Origin of the sequence: Staphylococcus sp. T93 (assembly GCF_016743875.1) — a bacterium.
Lineage (GTDB): Bacteria > Bacillota > Bacilli > Staphylococcales > Staphylococcaceae > Staphylococcus > Staphylococcus aureus.
In genome coordinates this window covers 2,357,346-2,383,015 of the sequence record NZ_CP068247.1, presented here as the reverse complement: position 1 = coordinate 2,383,015, position 25,670 = coordinate 2,357,346, and the positions used below count along the sequence as shown (strand labels likewise).

At 34.2% G+C, this 25,670-nt stretch carries 19 protein-coding genes and 1 pseudogene; 10 read left to right on the top strand and 10 right to left on the bottom strand.

Annotated elements, in window-relative coordinates:
- Positions 1-5: 5 nt before the first annotated feature.
- A complete protein-coding gene (locus tag JG553_RS11670) occupies positions 6-1,484 on the bottom strand; it encodes an ABC transporter permease (RefSeq protein WP_001797475.1) in 1,479 nt (492 codons plus the stop codon).
- On the opposite strand from JG553_RS11670, the gene JG553_RS11665 reads away from it, so the two are divergent.
- Entirely contained in the window at positions 1,441-3,033 is a 1,593-nt protein-coding gene (locus JG553_RS11665) for an ABC transporter ATP-binding protein (RefSeq protein ID WP_000067349.1), read from the top strand. The two genes, JG553_RS11670 and JG553_RS11665, sit on opposite strands and share 44 nt — an antisense overlap.
- 264 nt (positions 3,034-3,297) lie before the next feature.
- On the opposite strand, the gene JG553_RS11660 is transcribed toward JG553_RS11665, so the two are convergent.
- The 4 genes and pseudogenes from JG553_RS11660 to JG553_RS11645 form a co-directional block, all read right to left on the bottom strand.
- Positions 3,298-4,410 (bottom strand): RES family NAD+ phosphorylase, encoded by a 1,113-nt coding sequence (locus JG553_RS11660; RefSeq protein ID WP_000686456.1) that lies wholly within the window; start codon positions 4,408-4,410, stop codon positions 3,298-3,300.
- On the bottom strand, positions 4,397-5,320 hold the full coding sequence (locus tag JG553_RS11655) for a sce7725 family protein (RefSeq protein ID WP_000291761.1): 924 nt from the start codon (positions 5,318-5,320) through the stop codon (positions 4,397-4,399). Before JG553_RS11655 ends, JG553_RS11660 begins: the two co-directional genes overlap by 14 nt.
- 1 nt (position 5,321) lies before the next feature.
- A complete protein-coding gene (locus JG553_RS11650; protein WP_000370334.1) occupies positions 5,322-6,164 on the bottom strand; it encodes a sce7726 family protein in 843 nt (280 codons plus the stop codon).
- 204 nt (positions 6,165-6,368) lie between these two features.
- A pseudogene (locus JG553_RS11645) lies at positions 6,369-9,158 on the bottom strand (type I restriction endonuclease subunit R).
- A gap of 212 nt (positions 9,159-9,370) precedes the next feature.
- Between JG553_RS11645 and JG553_RS11640 the strand changes: the two are divergent.
- Positions 9,371-9,652, top strand: coding sequence for a hypothetical protein (locus JG553_RS11640; protein WP_001550030.1), 282 nt, complete (start codon positions 9,371-9,373; stop codon positions 9,650-9,652).
- Positions 9,653-9,845: 193 nt separating this feature from the next.
- Here the strand turns inward: JG553_RS11640 and rpiRb are convergent, their stop codons facing one another.
- Genes rpiRb through mupG form a run of 4 tightly spaced genes read right to left on the bottom strand, consistent with a single transcriptional unit; the run spans position 9,846 to position 14,141 of the window.
- Positions 9,846-10,721, bottom strand: a complete 876-nt coding sequence (rpiRb, locus tag JG553_RS11635) for a pentose phosphate pathway transcriptional regulator RpiRB (protein ID WP_000181832.1) — start codon at positions 10,719-10,721, stop codon at positions 9,846-9,848.
- A 2-nt stretch (positions 10,722-10,723) separates the two neighbouring features.
- Positions 10,724-12,178 (bottom strand): PTS transporter subunit EIIC, encoded by a 1,455-nt coding sequence (locus tag JG553_RS11630; protein ID WP_000159750.1) that lies wholly within the window; start codon positions 12,176-12,178, stop codon positions 10,724-10,726.
- Positions 12,179-12,189: 11 nt separating this feature from the next.
- On the bottom strand, positions 12,190-13,086 hold the full coding sequence (murQ, locus tag JG553_RS11625; RefSeq protein ID WP_000432017.1) for an N-acetylmuramic acid 6-phosphate etherase: 897 nt from the start codon (positions 13,084-13,086) through the stop codon (positions 12,190-12,192).
- Positions 13,086-14,141: a 6-phospho-N-acetylmuramidase gene (mupG, locus tag JG553_RS11620; RefSeq protein WP_000145555.1), complete on the bottom strand. Its 1,056-nt coding sequence runs from the start codon at positions 14,139-14,141 to the stop codon at positions 13,086-13,088. The genes murQ and mupG overlap by 1 nt, the downstream gene beginning before the upstream one ends.
- Positions 14,142-14,726: 585 nt before the next feature.
- On the opposite strand from mupG, the gene ptsG reads away from it, so the two are divergent.
- Complete coding sequence (gene ptsG / locus JG553_RS11615) at positions 14,727-16,772, top strand: glucose-specific PTS transporter subunit IIBC (RefSeq protein ID WP_001227724.1); 2,046 nt, start codon at positions 14,727-14,729, stop codon at positions 16,770-16,772.
- Here the strand turns inward: ptsG and JG553_RS11610 are convergent.
- Positions 16,751-16,852 carry a hypothetical protein gene (locus tag JG553_RS11610; protein WP_000979526.1) on the bottom strand — a complete coding sequence of 34 codons (102 nt, stop codon included), beginning with the start codon at positions 16,850-16,852 and terminating at the stop codon, positions 16,751-16,753. The two genes, ptsG and JG553_RS11610, sit on opposite strands and share 22 nt — an antisense overlap.
- A 193-nt stretch (positions 16,853-17,045) precedes the next feature.
- Here JG553_RS11610 and JG553_RS11605 point away from each other — a divergent pair, with 193 nt between their 5' ends.
- The 7 genes from JG553_RS11605 (at position 17,046) to argB (ending at position 25,481) form a co-directional block, all read left to right on the top strand.
- On the top strand, positions 17,046-18,686 hold the full coding sequence (locus JG553_RS11605; protein ID WP_000813555.1) for an alpha-keto acid decarboxylase family protein: 1,641 nt from the start codon (positions 17,046-17,048) through the stop codon (positions 18,684-18,686).
- 66 nt (positions 18,687-18,752) lie between these two features.
- A complete protein-coding gene (locus JG553_RS11600; protein ID WP_001804441.1) occupies positions 18,753-19,310 on the top strand; it encodes an isochorismatase family protein in 558 nt (185 codons plus the stop codon).
- A gap of 275 nt (positions 19,311-19,585) precedes the next feature.
- Positions 19,586-20,941 (top strand): branched-chain amino acid transport system II carrier protein BrnQ1, encoded by a 1,356-nt coding sequence (brnQ1, locus tag JG553_RS11595; RefSeq protein ID WP_000728173.1) that lies wholly within the window; start codon positions 19,586-19,588, stop codon positions 20,939-20,941.
- 252 nt (positions 20,942-21,193) lie between these two features.
- A complete protein-coding gene (gene rocD / locus JG553_RS11590) occupies positions 21,194-22,378 on the top strand; it encodes an ornithine--oxo-acid transaminase (protein ID WP_001084436.1) in 1,185 nt (394 codons plus the stop codon).
- 38 nt (positions 22,379-22,416) lie between these two features.
- On the top strand, positions 22,417-23,448 hold the full coding sequence (gene argC, locus JG553_RS11585) for an N-acetyl-gamma-glutamyl-phosphate reductase (RefSeq protein WP_000598483.1): 1,032 nt from the start codon (positions 22,417-22,419) through the stop codon (positions 23,446-23,448).
- An 11-nt stretch (positions 23,449-23,459) separates the two neighbouring features.
- Positions 23,460-24,701 carry a bifunctional glutamate N-acetyltransferase/amino-acid acetyltransferase ArgJ gene (argJ, locus tag JG553_RS11580; protein WP_000682611.1) on the top strand — a complete coding sequence of 414 codons (1,242 nt, stop codon included), beginning with the start codon at positions 23,460-23,462 and terminating at the stop codon, positions 24,699-24,701.
- A gap of 15 nt (positions 24,702-24,716) precedes the next feature.
- Entirely contained in the window at positions 24,717-25,481 is a 765-nt protein-coding gene (gene argB, locus JG553_RS11575; protein WP_000668894.1) for an acetylglutamate kinase, read from the top strand.
- The last annotated feature ends 189 nt before the right edge of the window (positions 25,482-25,670 follow it).

Sequence of the window (25,670 nt, the reverse complement as noted above, 5' to 3'; positions counted from 1 at the left end):
ATGCCTCACTTCCTTTCGTTGATTTCACTACGTAATTTTGGATCGATTAAAGCATAAAATATATCAATAATTAAGTTTGCTAAAGATATTACAATTGATATATATACGACCCCACCCATGACTGCTGGAATATCAGGTATTAGTTGTTTTTGGACGATATAACGCCCGATACCATTAATGTTAAATACTTGTTCCGTCACTGCTGAACCGCCTAGTAACTCTGCCACTAGAAGACCAACTAACGTTACAATTGGAATAATGGCATTTTTCAAAATATGTTTAATAACAACTTGTGTCGTCGATAATCCTTTTGCATAAGCAGTTAAAACATAATCGCTGCGCATTACTTCAAGTACAGAAGACCTTGTCATACGCGTGATAGAAGCAGCAATACTTGTTCCAATGACAAGTACAGGTAAAATCAACGATATTGGATGTTCTGGCATATAAGATGGTGGCAAAATATCCAATTTCAATGAGAACGCTAAAATGAATAATAGCCCTTGCCAGAAACTTGGAATAGATAAACCAATTAATGCAATTATCATTAACGTGATATCAAGCCAACTATTTCGCTTCATCGCACTGATAATACCAATTGGTATTGCAATAATTAATGCCACCATTAGCGCTAATACTGCGACAATTATTGTAATTGGAATTCTTTCGCCAACTGCTTTAGTCACAACCTCATTCCCTTTGTAAGTCGTACCTAAGTCAAAGGTAAAAACACCCTTGATGGTATCCCACAATTGAATAAAATAAGGTTCGTTAAGATGATGTAATACATTGAATTGATGTATCTGTGCCTTTGTTGCATTTTGTCCCAGTATGCTATAAGCCGCATCAAGCGGTGAAAAATACAGAATGGTAAACACACTGACAATAACACCAATGATGACAATCACAGCCATGACAATTCGTTCAAAAATATATCTAACTAATGGCTGTAAATAAAAAGTCAATAAGATGAACATCGGCAAGGCCAATATCACTTTGATCATGATGAACTTATGAAATAATACATTTTCAAAGTATGTTGAAAAATGTGCTTGTTCAATATTCTTTGAACTCGTATTAGAACTTTGTGCCTTGAATATTTTTAATGCTTCTTTATGTATTTGTGTGGATGACTTTTGCTGCGATAAATATTTATATTTTTGATGTAACGCCTGTTCAATTTCTGAAATTTCAGAATTATTAGCGTAAAAATTTTTCCTCTTAGCAGAAAAGAAAAACTTTATCACTGCATATAAAAATATTGGCAAGCTTAATACCGATAATACAAACTTGTAAAATGCCTTGTGATACAACGACTTAAAAGATTCTAAATAAGTAATTATGATAATCACTCCTTGTAAAATAATCTTGAGTAGATTACTATGATATACAAAAGTATAGAATAAATTTACACATTTGTGAATAGGGAGGCACAACATCATGTCAAATTTATTAGAAGTCAACAGTCTGAATGTACAATTCAATTATGATGAAACTACAGTTCAAGCGGTAAAAAACGTCTCTTTCGAATTACGAAAAAAACATATCCTAGGTATTGTTGGTGAATCAGGATCAGGAAAAAGTATTACCGCTAAATCTATTTTAGGGCTACTACCAGATTATCCAGATCACACATTAACAGGAGAAATTATTTTTAATGGGCAATCGTTAAATAATTTATCAACTTCAGCGTTACAACAAATTCGAGGTAAGGATATTTCAATGATTTTTCAAGATCCACTCTCTTCGTTGAATCCAAGATTAACGATTGGCAAACAAATTACAGAAGTAATATTTCAACATAAACGTGTATCTAAATCTGAAGCAAAGTCGATGACAATAGACATTTTAGAAAAAGTAGGTATAAAACATGCAACTCGACAATTTGATGCTTATCCACATGAACTTTCTGGTGGTATGCGTCAACGTGTCATGATAGCAATGGCATTGATTTTAAAGCCACAAATTTTAATCGCAGATGAACCAACAACGGCATTAGATGCCAGTACACAAAATCAATTACTGCAGTTAATGAAGTCCCTTTATGAGTACACAGAAACATCTATTATTTTTATCACTCACGATTTAGGCGCTGTGTATCAATTTTGCGACGATGTGATTGTAATGAAAGATGGAAGTGTCGTTGAAAGTGGCACGGTTGAAAGTATTTTTAAATCGCCACAACATACCTATACAAAACGCTTAATAGATGCGATTCCTGATATTCATCAAACGCGTCCGCCAAGACCGTTAAACAATGATATTTTATTAAAATTCGATCGCGTGAGCGTGGATTACACATCACCGAGTGGCAGCCTATACCGAGCAGTTAATGATATTAACTTGGCTATTAGAAAAGGCGAAACATTAGGCATTGTCGGTGAATCAGGGTCAGGGAAATCGACATTAGCTAAGACGGTCGTCGGTCTAAAGGAAGTGTCAGAAGGCTTTATTTGGTATAACGAATTACCATTAAGTTTATTTAAAGATGATGAATTGAAATCTTTACGACAAGAGATACAAATGATTTTTCAAGATCCATTCGCATCTATTAATCCAAGATTTAAAGTCATTGATGTGATTAAACGACCACTAATCATTCATGGGAAAGTCAAAGATAATGATGACATTATTAAAACTGTCGTATCGTTGTTAGAAAAGGTTGGCCTAGATCAAACTTTCTTATATCGCTATCCACACGAATTATCTGGTGGGCAACGTCAGCGTGTAAGTATCGCGAGAGCACTTGCTGTTGAACCTAAAGTGATTGTTTGCGACGAGGCAGTGTCCGCTTTAGACGTTTCAATTCAAAAAGATATCATCGAGTTATTAAAACAATTACAGTTAGACTTCGGCATCACTTATTTATTCATCACACATGACATGGGTGTTATCAATGAAATATGTGATCGCGTTGCAGTTATGAAAAATGGCGAAATCGTTGAACTGAATAACACAGAAGATATTATCAAACATCCGCAGTCAGACTATGCAAAGCAACTTATTTCAGAAGTAGCAGTTATTGCTAAATAAAAGTCATGCGTTGTGCAACTTTATCACTGTATGGTCTGAAATAAATTGCGCGACTTCTGATGTGTTATGTTAGATGACTTTGTCATACTAACTATATTGTGCTAAGTTAGGGCTCGGCACCATATCAAGTTTTAGGTGCTTTGCCATGATTTAAGAGTCACCCCCATACTTTGGGCATTTTAACGCCAGAATAAATCCCCCGCCACTATGTGAAGTGTGGGGGATTATTTATATTTTATTAGAATATTCAGATTTTTGAGTGTGTCAACTTAGCTTAGTCAATGTATATTTAACGTCACTTACTCTTTTTCTTTCATAATTAACACATTCAAATAAACTTTGATCAAAAAACACAAAGTTAAAAGTACCATCTTGTAATATGCTCTCATACATTATCCCGTCATATTTAAGGCTTCGAATATAATCAGCTAAATATTGAAATGGCAAATAATCTATTCCTTGTTCATCGCTTGGATTTGTTATTCCTTTATGAATCTTTTTTAATGTTTGGTAATTTACAAAATACTTTCTAAATCCATCATCGCCAGCTTTGATTGCATTACTAGTTAAATTAGTTAAATTCGCAATTTTCAATTTCTCTTTTGTCACGTTTTTTTGTAACTTAACCTTACCTATATAAATAATGTCATTATGCTTAGGTTTAACTTCTTCTATACTGACCTGTTCTTTTGTACTAAGGTATAATACGCTTATCCATTTAGAATTCAATCTTCCTGCCGTTGCAAATCCCTTTGGTGGTGACATTAGTTCACTTTTCTCTGTAATGAACTTAACTATTCTAGATCTATATAATGGTTCAAATCTTTCTCTAAATTCCTCAATACTATAGTAATTAGTAGTGATATCGAGAAAGAACGCTAAATTCTCTAAATTGATCATATTTTTATGAAATCTATTTTTATACTTCAAGCTCTCACAAAATCCATCCCAGTCATTATTTGCTACAATTAGATTTTTATTTGTATATTTTTTATCGTTTATGATTTTAGCGCCTACTAAATCTTCCAACACTCGTCTATCTAAATTTTCATCATCTTTAAAAAGTTCATTTAAAATACAACTTATTTGAGCTTCCTCAACATTAAATATACTCCAGTCGTCTTTTAATGCTATTTCAATCTTTTTACCTTCTTTTGGGCTAAAAGTATCTGGTAAATTTATACTAATATCATATAATTCTAATGCTGGTCTTAAATAATCTCTAATAAGTTCTAATTTATCTATGTCCTTAGTCGTATCAAATATTTTAACACCAAGATGATTGTTATCAATATCACAATTGTCAAATTTGCTATTATCATTTGCAATGATTTCTACGATTTCAGTATTATTAAAACATTTTTCACATATTTTCATTTTGAGACTCCAAGTATCTATTCATAATTTCTAGGTGATGCATGATAGATAACCTTTTAATTAAACCTAATCCTGGATACTTATTATTTTCATTTAATTCTTCAAATTGTCCAAGCGCATAAGATCTATTTTTAATATCTAAGTTTTTTGACCATGTTACTAATTTATCTACAGCCTCAAAAAACTTTTTACCTGGATTTGATCTATCATTATTAGAATCAGAGACAAAATGCTTAACTCTTAGCTCATTAGCCTCATCAAAATAGACAATATGTATCGCAATAGCTAATGGCGAAAAGCCACCGTCTACATATTCTCCACCTATAACAGAATAGTCTGAAAATGCTACGTATCCATCTTCCTTATAATAAAGGTGATCGTCGCTATAAAACTCGTCATCATTATCTAAATAATCAACATTACGACTTAGTTTATTAAAAGGATCCATAATGATGCCTTTGTTTGGAATATTACGCAATTTACGTTTAATGTGTCTATCATCTGGTACAAAAACCATTTCAAGTTTATTTTTATCTCCAAACATTTCCCAATCATCTACACTTGTTAAAATAGCTAAACTATTACTTGAAAATTGCTGTTTCAACCTATCATTGCCTTCATCAGAAGGACCCAAGTAAGCTTTTTGAATAACACTTTTGTTTTTTGTTATTATTTCAGTTAAATGTGCAACAGTTTCGTTACTAATCTCTTCTTCAGTTAACTTTGAATTTACTACTAAATTTATAGAGAATGCTTTTTCACCACAGTATTGCAAAGTATTTTTAAATGTGGTTGTATATTTAATTGGTTCAATTATAGGTTGAATACAATCACCAATCAAACCTTTCTCTAACAATTCTCTAATTGCAAATAGTTCATTTTGTTTCCCACGCAAATAAGGATAATACATATTAATCCTCCTTAAGAAAATGATATAGTTTATTTTTATCTTTCTTTGTCATTTTTGCGAAATATAACAAGAACTTAATTTCAGCCGGCGCTGCTAAAAATTCATCTTTGTATTCTTTCATGTTTCCTCTTTTTTTCAACTCAGAAATCATATTGTTATGCAGTTTCGTCATTGGTATTTCTTTAAACACGTCAAATAACACATCATACTCTGTGAAATCATTATAAGTTGGCACATCCATATGATTTTGTGCAATAACTCTTTTTCTTTCTTCTTTTCGTAAAAAGTTGTACATCGCTTTTGTGTTTAAGAGACTATTGTTTTCTTTAGGTTTTTGAACTTCACTCAGTGTATTTCTAGTTGTTAACACTAAAATTCCAACTGTTGTATCTTTGTATCTAGCCATAACTTTATTCAGATGTTTGTCATTTGTAATAACTACGACATAATTAAACACTTCATAATAATCATTAATTTGATTATCTAATCTATCCAGCTTATCTAATTCTGTTTTAATCTCATAGACAACGCCTTTGCCGTTTAACAATATAAAATCAGCAATACTTTTCCCTATGGGCATCTCAGAAAGTGCAGTAGTTGTATTAATAGAATGTCGTCCTAGAAGGAGTTTATTAAGTATTGTGTTTTTGTAAAAATATTCGTTACGATAAGACTTTTTAAGATAGTTATATAAAGATTTCATCTTCTGTATTACATTGATATTTTTAGGTCCCTGTATATAAAAATCATATGCCTCATCAACAACATCACTTTTATTTTTGATTGCAATTTGATGTAATATCTTTTGACTAAAAACACGATTAATCATATTTCTATTATCCATAGCTACGCACCTCCTTCAACATACATTTAATGCTTATCCTGTTAATATTATAAACTATTTTAAATGCCTATAGACATTATTTCTATACACATACGATTATAAAATTGTATTGAAACCAAATGATGGTTGCCAAACACATGGTAACTAACAAAAGATAGAAAATAATAATGCCCCCTACACTAATCTAGCGAGGGGGCTGAATCATTACACACCGTATTTTTCAGTTGTTTCTGCCACGAAAGATTCAATGGCTTTTCTTGCTTTACGCTTTTCTTTCAATGGCAAATCACCAATCATTTTTTTAAGGTGATGTGGGTTTACAACACCACTATACTGGTAGTCATTTGAAATTGTTTTTAGGGCTTGTTCATCGATAGATCTCTCTCCAGCAAATCCTTTGAACTCCGCTTCTTTTTTAATACTTTCGAAATTAACATATTCTTGATCGATATCATCATCCTTATTTAAAGAAGGTACAACATTGTCGATGAATTCTCTAATTAGATCTCGTTTTAACCTCAATGTCGGATCATCTGCATGATCTAAAATGCGTCTAATTTGTTCTTGGTTACGACGTTGTTCCGCTTTGTCTTCAAGATCAATTTGTCTCAATATATTCATAATATAATTCACATTAATCGTATCATTACGCATCATTTCTATTTCGAAATCAATATCATTTAAAATGGATACTTTATTTTTCTCAGCCGTCGCTCTTTTTACTTGATCGTACACAGCTAAATATTTACTTTTATAGTCTTCATTCTCTTGTTCATCCATTCCAATTTCATCAATTGTAAACTCAAACTCGTCAAATGCTTTTAAACGTAATATTATTTTAGCTAATAAACGATAAGCTTCAACAAAGCGCTTTAGCTCTTCTTCATCTTGAATGTCATCAACCATGTGTGGTGTCGGCACAATCATTTTAAGCTCACGATAAGCGTCCATAAATTCTTTTTTATACTCTTCATAACTGCGCATTAAAATTGTATCCGTATCATTTGTTTGTGAGAATACTCTCAGTGCATCGTCTGTCTCTTTTTTCAAGTCACGATAGTTTACAATTTTACCAAATGGCTTTGATTCTTTTTCAACCCTATTTGTACGTGAATACGCTTGAATTAAATCATGATACATTAAATTCTTATCAACATATAAAGTGTTCAGTACTTTACTATCAAAACCAGTTAAGAACATATTAACAACGATTAAGATATCAATTTTACTATCTTTAACGCCCTTTTTAACGTTTTTTGAAATATGATTAAAATACTCATTAGTTGTGTCTGTTGAAAAATTCGTCTCGAACTTTTTATTATAATCACTAATCATTATCTCTAATTTTTCACGTGAATGATATGGCACTTCACCATCACGATCATCTTCATTAGGTTTAAACGTAAATATACCAGCTATCGTTAACGGTTGTTCCAACTTTTTGTTAAGTCGCTTAAATGTCTCATAATATTTAATAAGCGCGTGAATACTTTGGACTGTAAATATACTTGAATATTGACGATTACGTGTATATTTATCATGATTATTGATGATATGTCGTGTTACTAATTCCACACGTTTATCCGCTAACCATACTTCTTCCGTATCAATTGCTTCAACCATGCTGTTATCTTCTGCTTTTAAAGCTTTATTTTTAAAAGTATTAATATAGTCAACTGAGAAACCAAGTACATTACCATCATGAATGGCATCTCTAATTAAATACGTATGTAAGCATCTACCGAAAATATCTGCAGTTGTTCTACCATCTTGACTACTATTTTCTGGAAAACGTGGCGTACCAGTGAATCCAAAGTATTGGGCATTTTTGAAATGTTGTTTAACTAGACGATGCATGTCACCAAATTGACTGCGATGACACTCATCAATAATAAATACAACTTTATTCGTTTTATACTGTTCTAATAAAGGGGCATTCCCTTGAATCGCTTTAGCCATTTTTTGAATCGTCGTTACAATAAGTGGCAAACTTTTATCATTTAGTTGGCGTACCAGTTGCGAGGTATTAAAAGTTTTGTCTACAGCACCCTTAGCAAATTTATTAAATTCCTCTTCTGTTTGACTATCCAAGTCTTTACGGTCAACCAAAAAGATAACTTTCTTAATGTCATCTTGCTGTGATAAAATCTGACTCGCTTTAAAAGAAGTCAACGTCTTACCACTTCCAGTTGTATGCCATACATATCCATTATTCCCTGTCTCAGTCGCTTGTTGAATAAGTGCTTCTACCGCATACACTTGATACGGACGCATTGCCATCAGTATTCTATCTGTTTCATTAATAATCATATAGCGCGATATCATCTTAGCTAATTGACAAGGTCTCATAAATGACTCAGCAAACGATTGCAATGTATTGATACGGTTATTCTGTTTATCACTTCAATAAAACATGTGACTCTTCAATAGTTCGCTATCATTATTAGAAAAGTATCGCGTTTCAACACCATTACTAATGATAAACATTTGTATGTAGCGGAATAAGCCTGTGTAATTTTGTTTGCGGTAACGTTTTACTTGGTTAAACGCCTCATTAATATCAATACCTCGACGTTTCAATTCAACTTGGACAAGGGGTAGTCCGTTGATTAATATCGTTACATCATAACGTGCTTTATATGTATCCTCGACAGATACTTGATTCGTCACTTGAAACTTATTTTTACACCAACTTTTCGTATCTAAAAACGACAAATAAATCTCAGACTCATCATCACGTCTAAGTGGTAATTTATCACGTAAAATACGGGCACTCTCGAAAATACTTTTTCCATCAATCATCGTTAACAGACGTTGAAATTCTTTATCTGTTAAGGGATTGCCTTCTAATTTGTCCGCATGACGCTCATTTAAAATCGTTCTAAAATTATCAAGCAATTGCTTATTATCACGTATCGTTACTCTTTCGTAACCCAATTGTTCAAGTTGATTCATCATTTCATTTTCTAATGCGTATTCACTTTGGTATGCCATTCATATCCCCTTCCATACACTTTCTATTGCTCTAAATATATCATAAACTTTAATGAAAAATGTTTGTTTTTTATCTTCAAACGTAAATTTATTCTAATTTTATTGTCTTATCTTTTAATATTTGTCTTTGAGGTAAGTCGTATACTAAAATTTGAATACAAATAATCAAATCATTGATAAATTTTTTGTCTACGATTAATGGAGGGACTTGAATGGTGTTAATTACCTATCAAATCATTTTATTTTTTATTATTAGTCTAAGTTACTATTTAACTTTAAATCATTACATGGCAGTCACTGTAGGTAACTTCACTTCAATATTCGGCATGTTCGCAGCCATACTCTTTATGTACTACTACCTACTCTATAAAAGTCCCGAATACAATCAACGCAAACGATTTAAACATTTCATTCATATCACTAATTTGATAATAATTGCTTTTAGCACCTTCGTATTAGTTCATTTAGCATTAAAATTATTCTTCAGCATTTAATTTCCATCTATGAAAAAAGCAAAGCTCAAATCTGAACTTTGCTTTAATTTGTCACGCCTTTATCATTTTCAAAATAGCCTCTATGCCAGTTTTACAAACTTGTAGCAACAATTTTTCATCAAGCAACTGAATCACATCAAAAACTTCAATTGTTTACGTTGCAACTAACTTTATGTTAGAACGCACACAATATCTAATGTTTAAAATCTATCGTCGCAAGATGCTTCCTGTAATTATCAAGTGCCATTTTCGATTGGGTTATACAATCTAGAATCGCATGATAATTTAATGCTACAAATCGATAGTACAATATATCTACCGTGAATAACTGTGCAAATAGTGACGTTGTAGCCGCCATACGCATTTCATTTTCATCAGTTCTGCCATAAATCAATGCATAGTCTGCAATTTGAGCCACTGGATTATTAGCTGTACTAGATATAGTTATGATGGGAATACTGTAATGTGTGGCCACCTGTGCAATTGACTGCAATTCACTATGACTACCTTGATTCGTCACAAAAATCATGCAATCTCTATCATCATGCGTCGCAAATGTTGACACAAGTAAATGCGTTTCATGTAATAACCTGACATTTAAGCCAATACGAGATAACTTTTGAAAAAGATCACCAATAGTCAAACTCGATGCGCCAAATCCAAATAAAAATATTGTCCTGGCATTTTTCAACACATCACAAATTGCATCAATTTGCGCATCCATAATATTAGTAGCTACAAATCGCATCGTATTCGTTGCTCTAGCAATCATTTTATTTTTCAAAGTTTCTACAGATTCATTTTCAATCAATTCTAAATGTGGATTGGTTGCAATATCTTCGGGTAAGTATCGAGATATCGCAATCTTTAGCTCTTGAAAACCTTGATGTGTCATTTTCCGACTAAATCTAACAATTGATGCTGTACTAACATTCGTAACATCTGCCAAATCATTCACAGTCATATCAATGATTTTATGTGGATTCTTTAAAATGTAATCAGCGATTATCTTTTCTGTCTTCGTAAAATCACTCAACTGCTTATCAATGCGATATAAAATATTTGTCATCATTAATCACCCAACAAATCTGTCTGTCGCATCGCCTTTGTCGTTCCAAATAAATATGTACAAACGAATCCACCAGCATACGCAGCAAGTAATCCTGCAATATAACCTAAATACATATTATCTGAGATTAATGGTAATAGTGACACACCACTTGGGCCTATTGCTTTGGCACCAATATGTCCAATTCCACCTATTACAGCGCCACCAATACCACCACCAATACAAGCAGTTAAGAAAGGTCGACCTAATGGCAAAGTCACACCATAGATTAATGGTTCTCCGATACCTAGGAAACCAACTGGCAATGCACCTTTTAAAGTATTACGTAATGTTGTGTTGCGTTTACATCTTACCCAAAGTGCTAATGCGGCACCTACTTGTCCAGCACCAGCCATCGCTGCAATTGGCAATAAGTAAGTAGCACCTGATTGGTTAATCATTTCTATATGAATTGGCGTAAAAATATGATGAAGCCCTAACATAACTAACGGTAGGAAGCTTGCACCAATGATAAATCCACTAAATACGCCACCAATACTAATAATTCCGTTAACTACTGAAACTAAACTGTCTGAAACAAAACCTGCTAATGGCATAAAGATAAAGATAGTTAATAGTCCTACAATCAACAATGCAATAGTCGGCGTTACAATAATATCAATCGCATTTGGCACAATTTTATGTAATCTCTTTTCGACAATACTTAAAATCCAAACGGCAAAAATAACGCCAATAATCCCACCTTGTCCAGGTTGCAATGGTTCTCCAGTGAAGACATTCATTAAAATATTTTTACCAGCAATACCCGTTAATAACGTTGTACCACCAATCACGCCACCAAGTCCTGGTGTCGCACCAAATTCTTTAGCCGCATTAATACCAGTGAAAATAGCTAAGTATGCTAACATACCGTCTTTAATGACATTAAATACTGTTATAAGTTGCGTAATCCAAGCACCTGAAATATAGCCTGCCACCATTAAGTTACTCAGTACTGCTGCAATACCACCAATTAATCCAGCTCCAATAAATGCAGGAATCAACGGTATAAAGATATTGGCAATTGATTTCAATACTTTATTCAACTTACCATTCTTTTGTTTTGCTTTATGCGCTTCCTTATTCGCCTTTGCTTTATCAGCTGCATATGATTTATAGTCCATTTTTTCACTATCATTGTGATGGTGTGGTATTGGGTCACCTAGTTTAACACCACTTAATTCCGCCATATGATTAGCCACTTTATTGACTGTACCAGGTCCAACCACAACTTGAATGCGTTCATCGTGTATAACACCCATGACACCATCAATATGCCTTAGTTCTTGGTCATCTACTTTATTCTCATCTAATACTTTAATACGCACACGTGTCATACAGTTCATGACACTATCTATATTATCCATACCACCTACTGCAGCAATAATTCGTTCTGCAAGTTGTTGTTCTTTGGTCATTTAAATCCCTCCTAAGGTTGTCTATCTCTGATTGCTCGTTTAACAATGTCACCATTGTTTAATAACCGTCTTGTTGCTTCTTCCTTAGAAATGCCACACATACCCATAACTGTCGCAACTTTCACATCATGCTCAGATACCTGATATAACGCCATTGCTTCATCATATGTGATAGCACATATTTCTTGAATAATACGCACTGAACGGTCGATCAGTTTTTGATTGGTTGCTTTAACATCAATCATGAGGTTATCGTAAACTTTTCCGACACCAACCATTGTGATGGTTGAAATCATATTTAAAATTAACTTTTGTGCTGTACCAGACTTTAAACGTGTTGAACCAGTTAATACTTCTGGACCAACTTTAACTTCTACTGGATACTGCGCAATTTCACTTATAACTGCATGTTCATTGCATGAAATAGATACTGTTGTAGCACCGATTGTGTTAGCAAATGTTAAACCGCCTATAACATATGGCGTTTTGCCACTCGCGGCAATTCCTATAACGACATCTTTTGATGTTAAATCTATATTTTTCAAATCTTCTTCCGCTAATTTTTTGTGATCTTCCGCACCTTCTACAGCCATCGTCATAGCATGTTGTCCACCAGCAATAATACCTATAATTTCATGAGGGTCAGTATTGAATGTAGGTACACACTCCGCTGCATCTAAGACACCCAACCTTCCACTTGTACCTGCACCGATATAAATCAATCGTCCACCCTTTTTATACTGTGCAATTGTTTTTTTAATTACTTTTGTCAATTGTGGTATTGCCTTTCGAACTGCTAACGGGACTTGCTGATCTTCTTTATTCATCGTAATTAAAGCCTCTTCCACAGTCATTTCATCAAGATGCATCGTCGCTTCATTACGCGCTTCGGTCGTACTATTTTCCATCACTTCTTACACTCCCTAGTTTTTTGAAAATCAAATGTATCATTCGGCTCGATACAACTTAACAGTGGTAAGTCTTCTTTAATAATTTGTGCAACAACATTCACATTGTCATGTGCACTAAGCGTTTGTCTCACAATTTGCATTTCGCCTTGATAACGTCCGTTATTCAAATTATCAACGGTTACTGAACCAATGCGTCGTTGCGTCGTAAACTGTGGTTGAATCGAATGTGGACATATTTGTCTTGACGTTTCCGAACGAATGACATTTTCCGGATTATCCGGGCGTACTTTATGACACATATCGAAAAGGTAAGTCACTGTCGTATCAAACACTTCTTCAATACATAACGTGAAATGCCTATGCTTGCAAAAATCTATAAGTTGTTTTGCCTGCCTCATTTCAATCAATGAGTCTCCAACTAACACTTCAGATACACCAGTTTCTTGTAATAATTTAGCTGCAACGACAGGATGACTATGTCTCGTTGCTTCAATTGTTGGCAAGCCTTTATGCAAAGGACCTCGCAAATCACTCCCTACAATAAAACCATATATTTGTGCCTTTGGATTAAATTGATAAATGAGTTCATTTTTCTTATTGACCAAGTCAACAGATAATCCCGTATCTGGTCTTGGATAATAGTTATGACAAAATGAAAGTAATGTAAAATCATTCAATTGTTGATGTAAGCTTGTTAACAATTCCCGGGAAATAATACTTGCATTCAAACAGCACTTTAAACCCTGTGCCATTATCGCTTCGATTGCCTCAATTGATGTACTATGATCGATACGAATCATAAATTGTGCATCATATTGTCGAAGATGGTCATAAAAAGATGGTGTTAAAATAGATGGATTAGCATCTATGAGGTAAGTCACTTGTTCATGTTTTAATAAATTGAGTAGTTTTGTGAAATAATGATATTTTGTCTCGTCATCTTCTTCTGGTATTTGTACAGATGTAAAAATCATTTGGTAACCTTGTTTAATCATTCGCTTAATATACGCTTCATCTAAAGGTTGTCCTAAATACACTGAAAAGCCTGTCAAAGTAGCCCTCCTTAACAATATAATTATTAGGAAAATATAGTTGATTTGTGTAATCGCTTACATTTTACTATAAGAGAAAACACATTACAATATTAATCAGTTAAAGCCTGTTCATTGTAATAATCTTACATATTTCTGTCACAAGTTAATTATTACACCATCAAAGATTATCCTTTCTTTTAAGTGCTGATAATAGCTGCTACTGCTGGATTATTACAATAACTTTTATACATTTTATTCAGGATTATCTTATATTATGTTTTAATAATAATCTGTGAACAATTAAGAGATTTGAAATTGAATTTAATAATTGTATTGAAAACGCATACTTCACCATGCTAAAATAGGAGTCGCAAACAAATAAGATTCAATAAGATGTGATGGTAAGCTAGATAAACTAACGTATCAGTTTTATATACTACTTAGTCAATTGCTTCTTTTACATTAATTACATACACCAACGTGTTACTAAGTAAGATTAGGCATGAGTTAAATTAAGCTGTGATGGTTACCAACACAGTCTATTTGCTCGTGTCTTTTTTTATTGAATCTTAAATAATAAATACAACTTTGGAGGTTGGACAAGTGAGGAAGAAACTTTTCGGTCAATTGCAACGTATTGGTAAAGCGCTAATGTTACCTGTTGCGATTTTACCAGCAGCTGGTCTGTTATTAGCTATCGGTACAGCTATGCAAGGTGAATCATTACAACACTACTTGCCGTTTATACAAAATGGTGGCGTACAAACTGTCGCTAAATTAATGACAGGTGCTGGTGGTATCATTTTTGATAACTTGCCTATGATTTTCGCATTAGGTGTCGCAATCGGATTAGCTGGCGGTGATGGCGTAGCAGCTATCGCAGCATTCGTCGGTTACATAATCATGAACAAAACAATGGGCGACTTTTTACAAGTTACACCTAAGAATATTGGTGATCCAGCGAGTGGTTACGCTAGCATTTTAGGTATCCCAACATTACAAACAGGTGTGTTCGGCGGTATTATAATCGGGGCCCTGGCAGCTTGGTGTTATAACAAGTTCTATAACATTAACTTACCATCTTATTTAGGTTTCTTCGCTGGTAAGCGTTTCGTACCTATTATGATGGCTACAACATCATTTATTTTAGCATTCCCAATGGCATTAATTTGGCCAACGATTCAATCAGGATTAAATGCATTCAGTACAGGATTATTAGATTCAAATACTGGTGTTGCCGTATTCTTATTTGGTTTCATCAAGCGTTTATTAATTCCATTCGGTCTACATCACATTTTCCACGCACCGTTCTGGTTCGAGTTTGGTTCATGGAAAAATGCAGCTGGTGAAATTATTCACGGTGACCAACGTATCTTTATCGAACAAATTCGTGAAGGCGCACATTTGACAGCTGGTAAATTCATGCAAGGTGAATTCCCTGTTATGATGTTCGGTTTACCTGCAGCAGCTTTAGCAATTTATCACACAGCTAAACCTGAAAATAAGAAAGTAGTAGCAGGTTTAATGGGTTCTGCTGCTTTAACATCATTCTTAACTGGTATTACAGAACCATTAGAATTCTCATTCTTATTTGTAGCACCATTATTATTCTTTATTCACGCAGTACTTGATGGTTTATCATTCTTAACATTGTACTTATTAGATCTTCATCTAGGTTATACATTCTCAGGTGGTTTCATCGACTACTTCTTACTCGGTATACTACCTAATAAGACACAATGGTGGTTAGTCATTCCTGTAGGTCTTGTATACGCAGTTATTTACTACTTCGTATTCCGATTCTTAATTGTAAAATTAAAATACAAAACACCAGGTCGTGAAGATAAACAATCACAAGCGGCTACTGCTTCAGCAACTGAATTACCATATGCAGTATTAGAAGCTATGGGTGGCAAAGCAAACATTAAACATTTAGACGCTTGTATCACACGTCTACGTGTTGAAGTTAACGACAAATCTAAAGTTGATGTTCCTGGTTTGAAAGATTTAGGCGCATCTGGTGTATTAGAAGTCGGCAATAATATGCAAGCAATTTTTGGTCCTAAATCTGACCAAATCAAACATGAAATGCAACAGATTATGAATGGTCAAGTAGTAGAAAATCCTACTACTATGGAAGACGATAAAGACGAAACTGTTGTTGTTGCAGAAGATAAATCTGCAACAAGCGAATTGAGCCATATCGTGCATGCACCATTAACTGGTGAAGTAACACCATTATCAGAAGTGCCTGATCAAGTGTTCAGCGAAAAAATGATGGGTGACGGTATCGCTATCAAACCTTCACAAGGTGAAGTTCGTGCACCATTCAACGGTAAAGTACAAATGATTTTCCCAACAAAACATGCAATTGGTCTTGTATCAGATAGTGGTTTAGAACTATTAATCCACATCGGTTTAGACACTGTTAAATTAAACGGAGAAGGCTTTACTTTACATGTTGAGGAAGGTCAAGAAGTTAAACAAGGTGATTTATTAATCAACTTTGATTTAGACTACATCCGCAATCATGCAAAGAGTGATATTACGCCTATTATCGTGACACAAGGAAACATTACAAACCTTGATTTTAAACAAGGTGAACATGGCAACATTTCATTTGGCGATCAATTATTTGAAGCTAAATAATGCTTACTATAAACAGGTGCGTATACCTTCATAAGGTGACGCGCCTGTTTTTTCTTTGCTATTGTATTTTGCAGCATCATTGATAGTTCGCTCTCCCCTTAAATTTTGAATTTTAAGATCATCAATTAAAGCCCCCCTTCATACTCATTTCCTAAAAAATATTAATTGTTCACTATTGTTAGCGTTTTCACAACAAAGTCAACTTCCTTGACCTTACACTATATTCGAGGCTATCATTTTAAGTGTAAATATAGAGAAAAGGTGGCTTTTTTTATGAAACAACGCATTGGAGCTTACTTAATTGACGCTATTCATCGAGCAGGCGTCGATAAAATTTTTGGTGTTCCTGGTGATTTTAATCTCGCTTTTCTAGACGATATTATCAGCAATCCCAATGTAGATTGGGTAGGAAATACAAATGAATTAAACGCAAGTTACGCAGCGGACGGTTATGCCCGTCTTAATGGACTCGCTGCATTAGTTACTACATTTGGTGTTGGCGAATTAAGTGCCGTCAACGGTATCGCAGGTTCATATGCTGAACGCATACCTGTCATTGCGATTACAGGTGCGCCGACACGTGCTGTTGAACAAGGCGGTAAATATGTACATCACTCACTTGGTGAAGGTACATTTGACGACTATCGAAAAATGTTTGCACATATAACCGTTGCACAAGGTTATATCACACCTGAAAATGCAACAACCGAAATACCACGTTTAATTAATACAGCAATCGCCGAAAGACGCCCAGTTCATTTACATTTACCAATCGATGTCGCAATCTCTGAAATTGAGATACCGACACCATTTGAAGTGACGGCAACTAAATATACGGATGCATCAACATATATAGAGTTATTAGCAACTAAACTGCATCAAGCGAAGCAGCCTATCATCATTACTGGACATGAAATTAACAGTTTTCACCTCCATCAAGAATTAGAAGATTTTGTAAATCAAACACAGATACCAGTAGCACAACTTTCATTAGGAAAAGGTGCTTTTAATGAGGAAAATCCATATTATATGGGTATTTACGATGGGAAAATTGCCGAAGATAAAATACGAGATTATGTGGACAACAGCGATTTAATTTTAAATATTGGAGCCAAATTAACAGATTCAGCAACAGCAGGTTTTTCATACCAATTCAATATCGATGATGTCGTTATGTTAAATCATCACAATATCAAAATTGACGATGTTACAAATGATGAAATATCTCTACCATCATTGTTAAAACAGTTATCCAATATTTCATATACGAATAACGCAACGTTCCCTGCGTATCATCGTCCAACATCACCCGATTATACTGTTGGCACAGAACCATTAACACAACAAACTTATTTTAAAATGATGCAAAATTTCTTAAAACCAAATGATGTCATCATTGCTGATCAAGGTACATCATTCTTTGGTGCTTATGATTTAGCATTATACAAAAACAATACTTTTATAGGGCAACCGTTATGGGGTTCTATCGGCTATACATTACCTGCAACATTAGGTTCACAATTAGCAGACAAAGATCGTCGTAACTTATTATTAATTGGTGATGGCTCATTGCAACTAACTGTTCAAGCTATTTCAACTATGATTAGACAGCATATTAAACCGGTATTATTTGTGATTAATAATGACGGCTATACGGTAGAACGACTTATTCACGGCATGTATGAACCTTATAATGAAATTCACATGTGGGATTATAAAGCTTTACCAGCTGTATTTGGTGGTAAAAATGTTGAAATTCATGACGTTGAATCATCAAAAGATTTACAAGACACGTTTAATGCAATTAATGGTCATCCCGATGTGATGCATTTTGTCGAAGTCAAAATGGCTGTCGAAGACGCACCGAAGAAACTCATCGATATCGCTAAAGCTTTTTCACAACAAAATAAATAATTTCATCGTATACAGGGTATAAGTTTAAGCGAATACTTTATTAAACGAATAGGACTCTGATATAAGATGATTAATTTTAATAAAACCGCTTTAGTGTTAATCGACCTGCAAGAAGGTATTCTTAAAATGGATTATGCCCCATATACAGCTGAAAATGTCGTTCAAAACGCTAATAAATTAATAGATGTTTTTAGAAAAAACAATGGCTTTATCGCTTTTGTTCGCGTGAATTTCTATGATGGTAAAGATGTATTGCAACCAAATGTAATGATCTCATTACCACCAAAAGAAGGCGACGACTACAGTCGTTTCCATCATTTATTAGACAAGAGAGATGACGATTTTGTCATAGACAAACGACATTTTAGTGCATTTGTAGGAACAGATTTGGACTTACAATTGCGACGTCGAGGAATTGATACGATTGTTCTTGGTGGTGTCGCAACGCATATTGGCGTAGATACGACAGCGCGAGATGCCTATCAATTAAACTACAATCAGTTTTTTGTTACAGATATGATGAGTGCACAAAACGAAACGCTACATCAATTTCCAATAGATAATGTATTCCCATTGATGGGACAAACAATAACTACAAACGACTTTCTAAATATATTGAACTAAACATATACTTCCCCCCTTCGATCATGTTGAGGGGGATCTTTATTTCACAAAGTATTAATACGTCGGGTTGTCTAACCTTCTATATTTAACATATTCTATATCTGTTAAATCGTTCTTAACTTACGCCCCTACTACATAAAAAACAGTATTTATTCCGGAATTTTCAAAAAATTTAGTATTTATTGCAAAATTATGTATCACTTTATGTTTAATTTTTGATATTATCTTAATTAAGTAGATTTTTATAAGTTCTAAAAAGGAGAACAAATACATATATGAAGAAGAAACTAACATTTAAAGAAAACATGTTTATAGGTTCTATGTTATTTGGTTTATTCTTTGGTGCCGGCAATCTTATCTTCCCAATACACTTGGGTCAAGCTGCTGGTTCTAACGTTTTTATCGCTAACTTAGGATTTTTAATTACAGCAATTGGCTTACCATTTCTAGGTATCATTGCTATTGGCATTTCAAAGACATCTGGTTTATTTGAAATTGCATCGCGTGTTAATAAAACATATGCTTACATTTTCACGATTGCCTTATATCTAGTTATCGGACCATTTTTCGCCTTACCTAGACTGGCAACGACATCATTTGAAATTGCATTTTCGCCATTTTTATCACCAAAGCAAATCACTTTATATTTATTTATTTTTAGCTTCGTCTTCTTTGTGATTGCATGGTTTTTTGCGAGAAAGCCATCAAGAATTTTAGAATATATCGGTAAATTTTTAAATCCGGTATTCTTAGTATTATTAGCAATTATTTTATTATTTGCTTTTATCCATCCATTAGGTGGCATATCTGATGCACCTATTAGTAAACAATATCAATCACATGCCTTATTTAACGGCTTTTTAGATGGATACAATACCTTAGATGCGCTAGCGTCATTGGCATTTGGTATTATCATTGTTGCAACGATTAAAAAGTTAGGTATCGAAAATCCAACTGATATCGCTAAAGAAACAATTAAGTCTGGTACTATCAGTATCATTATGATGGGGATCATTTATACCCTACTAGCAATCATGGGTACATTAAGTATTGGTCATTTCAAACTTAGTGAAAATGGTGGTATTGCCTTAGCGCAAATTACTCAATACTACTTAGGTAACTACGGTATCGTCCTGTTGTCACTTATCGTTATGGTTGCTTGTTTAAAAACAGCCATCGGTTTGATTACGGCATTTTCAGAAACATTCGAACACCTTTTCCCTAAAATGAATTACCTAGCGATTGCAACAGTTGTAAGCTTTATTTCGTTCTTATTCGCGAATGTTGGTTTAACTAAGATTATTATGTACTCAGTCCCAGTGTTAATGTTCTTATATCCATTAGCAATTGCCTTGATTGTACTAACATTATTTAGTAGCAAATTCCATCATTCAAAACTTATTTATCAATGTACCATTTTCTTTACAATGATTGCTGCATTAGTAGATGGATTAAAAGCTAGTCCAGAGTTCATTTCAAGCACATCATTCTCACAAACTTTGATTAATTTCAGCCAAAAATATTTACCATTATCAGACATTGGTATGGGCTGGGTTGTTCTCAGTTTGATTGGTTTCATTATCGGCTTCATTATTTATAAAATTAAGCATCGTAAAATTCCACAAGCATAATACTATGCCACAGTCATATGTTAAACATATGCTTGTGGCATTTTTTATTCATACTACATTAAACTGCAATCGTATACATACATATCAATGATTATCCACAAAAAATATTAGTACTTTCATTTTACAAATCACATTAATACAAACACAACCTTATCTTTATATTATTAAATTTATATTTGACACTTATATTGAACAACTGTAATATATTAATATTAATTCTTTAAAATGTATAAATATAAAGGAGGGAGACCGATGAATTCAATCATTGAATTAACTGATTATTATAGCTCTAATAATTATGCACCACTTAAGCTTGTCATTTCTAAAGGTAAAGGTGTCAAAGTTTGGGATACTGATGGCAAACAATATATAGATTGCATTTCGGGTTTTTCAGTTGCAAACCAAGGCCATTGTCATCCAACAATTGTTAAAGCGATGACAGAACAAGCTTCAAAGTTGTCTATCATTTCACGTGTCCTTTATAGTGACAATCTCGGGAAATGGGAAGAAAAAATTTGTCATCTTGCTAAGAAAGACAAAGTACTCCCCCTTAACTCTGGTACTGAAGCTGTTGAAGCAGCCATTAAAATTGCTAGAAAATGGGGCTCTGAAGTTAAAGGCATTACTGACGGACAAGTTGAAATCATCGCTATGAATAACAATTTTCACGGTCGTACACTTGGCTCATTATCACTATCTAACCACGACGCATATAAAGCAGGATTTCACCCCCTACTTCAAGGCACTACAACAGTAGATTTTGGAGACATTGAACAATTAACACAAGCTATTTCACCGAATACAGCAGCAATTATTTTGGAACCAATTCAAGGTGAAGGTGGCGTTAATATACCACCGAAAGGATATATTCAAGCTGTGCGTCAACTATGTGATAAACATCAAATATTATTGATTGCAGATGAAATTCAAGTTGGTCTTGGTAGAACTGGGAAATGGTTTGCTATGGAATGGGAGCAAGTCGTTCCAGACATTTATATTTTAGGTAAGGCATTGGGTGGCGGCTTATACCCTGTATCTGCTGTACTTGCAAATAATGATGTCATGCGTGTTCTAACACCAGGTACACATGGTTCAACATTTGGTGGTAACCCTTTAGCCATTGCAATATCGACGGCAGCGCTTGATGTACTTAAAGATGAACAACTGGTTGAACGATCAGAACGCTTAGGTTCATTTTTATTAAAAGCGTTGCTACAACTTAAACATCCTAGTATTAAAGAAATTAGAGGTCGTGGTTTATTTATAGGCATAGAGCTTAACACAGATGCTGCACCTTTTGTGGATCAACTGATTCAACGTGGAATCTTATGCAAAGACACGCATCGTACTATCATTCGATTGTCTCCACCTCTAGTCATTGATAAAGAGGAAATCCATCAAATTGTTGCAGCTTTTCAAGACGTTTTTAAAAATTAACAATTAATCATTTATATATGACATAGGAGGGATTCATGATGATTAAAGTAGGTATCGTTGGCGGTAGCGGTTATGGCGCAATTGAATTAATTCGATTGTTACAAACACATCCTCATGTAACGATTGCACACATCTACTCACATTCAAAAGTAGATGAACCGTTGAAATTAACATTTCCACATTTACAACATATTATGCAACATTTCGAAGCACTTACAGTGGATAATAATGACTGTGATGTAATTTTCTTTGCGACACCAGCACCCGTAAGTAAAACATGTATCCCTCCCTTAGTAGAAAAAGGTATTCATGTTATCGATTTATCTGGCGCATTTAGAATTAAGAATCGTGAAATATATGAAGCATATTACAAAGAAACTGCTGCAGCACAAGATGATTTGAATCATGCTATTTACAGCATTTCAGAATGGCAATCGTTTGATAACAATGGAACGAAGCTCATTTCTAATCCTGGCTGTTTCCCTACAGCAACATTATTAGCATTACATCCACTTATTAGCGAAAAAATAGTAGATTTGTCATCTATTATTATTGATGCTAAGACCGGCGTGTCAGGTGCTGGTCGTTCATTATCACAACGTGTTCATTTTTCAGAAATGAATGAAAATCTAAGCGCTTATGCAATCGGAAACCATAAACACAAACCGGAAATCGAGCAATATTTATCTATCATTGCGGGTCAAGATGTATCAGTCATATTTACACCACATCTCGTACCAATGACACGAGGTATTTTATCAACAATATATGTCAAATTATCATCTGAATATACGACTGAATCATTACATAAATTAATGACCTCTTATTATGCTAATCAGCCATTTGTCAGAATTAGAGATATTGGGACTTTTCCAACCACAAAAGAAGTACTCGGTAGTAACTACTGCGATATCGGCATCTATGTAGATGAAACAACGCAAACAGCAATTTTAGTATCAGTGATTGATAACCTTGTCAAAGGCGCAAGTGGGCAAGCCATTCAAAATTTAAATATATTATATGATTTTGAAGTGACGACTGGCCTAAATCAATCACCAGTTTATCCATAAGGGGTGTTAGAATGAAACATCAAGAAACGACATCACAACAATATAACTTTTCAATTATTAAACATGGCGATATCAGTACACCTCAAGGCTTCACGGCTGGTGGTATGCACATCGGTTTACGCGCTAACAAAAAAGACTTTGGGTGGATTTACTCATCGTCTTTGGCAAGTGCAGCTGCCGTATATACTTTAAATCAGTTTAAAGCTGCACCACTTATTGTCACTGAAGACACTTTACAAAAGTCTAAAGGAAAATTACAAGCACTTGTTGTTAATTCAGCTAATGCAAATTCTTGTACCGGTCAACAAGGCATAGATGATGCACGACAAACACAAACATGGGTTGCTCAACAACTTCAAATACCATCTGAGCATGTTGCTGTTGCTTCAACTGGGGTCATTGGTGAATATTTGCCTATGGATAAAATTAAGACTGGGACCGAACATATTAAGGATGCTAATTTTGCAACGCCAGGTGCGTTTAACGAGGCAATTTTAACAACTGATACCTGTACAAAACATATCGCTGTATCACTAAAAATCGATGGTAAAACCGTTACAATTGGTGGTAGCACCAAAGGTTCAGGTATGATTCACCCAAATATGGCTACCATGCTTGCTTTTATAACAACCGATGCATCGATTGAATCGAATACACTTCATCAATTATTAAAATCTTCGACTGACCATACATTTAATATGATTACTGTTGATGGCGATACAAGTACAAATGACATGGTATTAGTCATGGCAAATCACCAAGTTGAACACCAAATACTTAGTCAAGACCATCCACAATGGGAAACATTTGTTGATGCATTCAATTTTGTCTGTACATTTTTAGCTAAAGCTATAGCCAGAGATGGCGAAGGCGCAACAAAGTTAATCAGCGTCAATGTGTCAGGCGCTAAATCAATATCAGATGCAAGAAAAATCGGTAAAACTATCGTAAGTTCAAATCTAGTAAAATCAGCTATTTTTGGCGAAGATGCCAATTTTGGTCGAATCATTACAGCTATTGGCTACAGCGGATGTGAAATTGATCCTAACTGCACATATGTTCAACTGAACCAAATACCTGTCGTTGATAAAGGTATGGCTGTACTATTTGATGAGCAAGCTATGTCGAATACATTAACTCATGAAAATGTCACAATTGACGTTCAGCTTGGTTTAGGTAACGCTGCAGCGACTGCATACGGTTGTGATTTATCCTATGATTATGTGCGTATCAACGCATCATATCGAACATAAGGTGGTGTTGGTTAGATGAAATTTATTGTCATTAAAATTGGTGGCAGTACACTTAGTGACATGCATCCATCAATTATTAACAACATTAAGCATTTACGATCAAACAACATCTACCCCATTATCGTTCATGGCGGTGGCCCATTTATTAATGAAGCATTATCAAACCAGCAAATCGAGCCACACTTTGTTAATGGCCTAAGAGTGACTGATAAAGCAACCATGACCATTACTAAACACACGCTCATTGCAGACGTTAACACTGCATTAGTAGCTCAATTTAACCAGCACCAATGTTCTGCAATAGGCTTATGTGGTTTGGATGCACAGCTGTTTGAAATTACATCTTTTGATCAACAATATGGATATGTCGGTGTTCCGACCGCTTTAAATAAGGATGCTTTACAGTATTTATGTACTAAATTTGTACCTATCATCAATTCGATTGGTTTCAATAACCATGATGGAGAATTTTACAATATTAATGCTGACACGCTTGCCTATTTTATTGCATCATCATTAAAAGCGCCTATTTATGTATTAAGTAATATTGCAGGTGTACTCATCAATGATGTTGTTATACCTCAATTGCCATTAGTCGATATTCATCAATATATTGAACATGGTGATATTTATGGAGGTATGATTCCCAAAGTGCTAGATGCCAAAAATGCGATTGAAAATGGCTGTCCTAAAGTTATCATTGCATCAGGAAACAAGCCAAATATCATTGAATCTATTTACAATAATGATTTTGTTGGCACAACAATCCTTAATTCATAACTATGAAATTAAGGCCTAACAAGTTTTGACACGCGAGATGATTCCAGTTCGATTATCCATTGCGCTAAAACATTTATTTACCGTTCATCTCGTTAACAATTTTGAATACAGTACGATACAATATGAGATGTAAAAAACTAATAACCTTTTACAAATTTGTTTATCAAAATATTTTAAGTTTTGCAAAGC

What these genes read in the sequence shown, in the direction of transcription:
- JG553_RS11660 (WP_000686456.1), bottom strand. Translation starts at nt 4,410, where the DNA reads ATGAAAATATGTGAAAAATGTTTTAATAATACTGAAATCGTAGAAATC.
- JG553_RS11655 (WP_000291761.1), bottom strand. Translation starts at nt 5,320, where the DNA reads ATGTATTATCCTTATTTGCGTGGGAAACAAAATGAACTATTTGCAATT.
- JG553_RS11630 (WP_000159750.1), bottom strand. Translation starts at nt 12,178, where the DNA reads ATGACCAAAGAACAACAACTTGCAGAACGAATTATTGCTGCAGTAGGT.
- argB (WP_000668894.1), top strand. Translation starts at nt 24,717, where the DNA reads ATGAAATTTATTGTCATTAAAATTGGTGGCAGTACACTTAGTGACATG.
- rpiRb (WP_000181832.1), bottom strand. Translation starts at nt 10,721, where the DNA reads ATGACAAATATTTTATATCGCATTGATAAGCAGTTGAGTGATTTTACG.
- argJ (WP_000682611.1), top strand. Translation starts at nt 23,460, where the DNA reads ATGAAACATCAAGAAACGACATCACAACAATATAACTTTTCAATTATT.
- murQ (WP_000432017.1), bottom strand. Translation starts at nt 13,086, where the DNA reads ATGGAAAATAGTACGACCGAAGCGCGTAATGAAGCGACGATGCATCTT.
- rocD (WP_001084436.1), top strand. Translation starts at nt 21,194, where the DNA reads ATGAATTCAATCATTGAATTAACTGATTATTATAGCTCTAATAATTAT.
- JG553_RS11665 (WP_000067349.1), top strand. Translation starts at nt 1,441, where the DNA reads ATGTCAAATTTATTAGAAGTCAACAGTCTGAATGTACAATTCAATTAT.
- argC (WP_000598483.1), top strand. Translation starts at nt 22,417, where the DNA reads ATGATTAAAGTAGGTATCGTTGGCGGTAGCGGTTATGGCGCAATTGAA.
- JG553_RS11610 (WP_000979526.1), bottom strand. Translation starts at nt 16,852, where the DNA reads ATGATGCTGCAAAATACAATAGCAAAGAAAAAACAGGCGCGTCACCTT.
- JG553_RS11640 (WP_001550030.1), top strand. Translation starts at nt 9,371, where the DNA reads ATGGTGTTAATTACCTATCAAATCATTTTATTTTTTATTATTAGTCTA.
- JG553_RS11605 (WP_000813555.1), top strand. Translation starts at nt 17,046, where the DNA reads ATGAAACAACGCATTGGAGCTTACTTAATTGACGCTATTCATCGAGCA.
- JG553_RS11600 (WP_001804441.1), top strand. Translation starts at nt 18,753, where the DNA reads ATGATTAATTTTAATAAAACCGCTTTAGTGTTAATCGACCTGCAAGAA.
- JG553_RS11650 (WP_000370334.1), bottom strand. Translation starts at nt 6,164, where the DNA reads ATGGATAATAGAAATATGATTAATCGTGTTTTTAGTCAAAAGATATTA.
- brnQ1 (WP_000728173.1), top strand. Translation starts at nt 19,586, where the DNA reads ATGAAGAAGAAACTAACATTTAAAGAAAACATGTTTATAGGTTCTATG.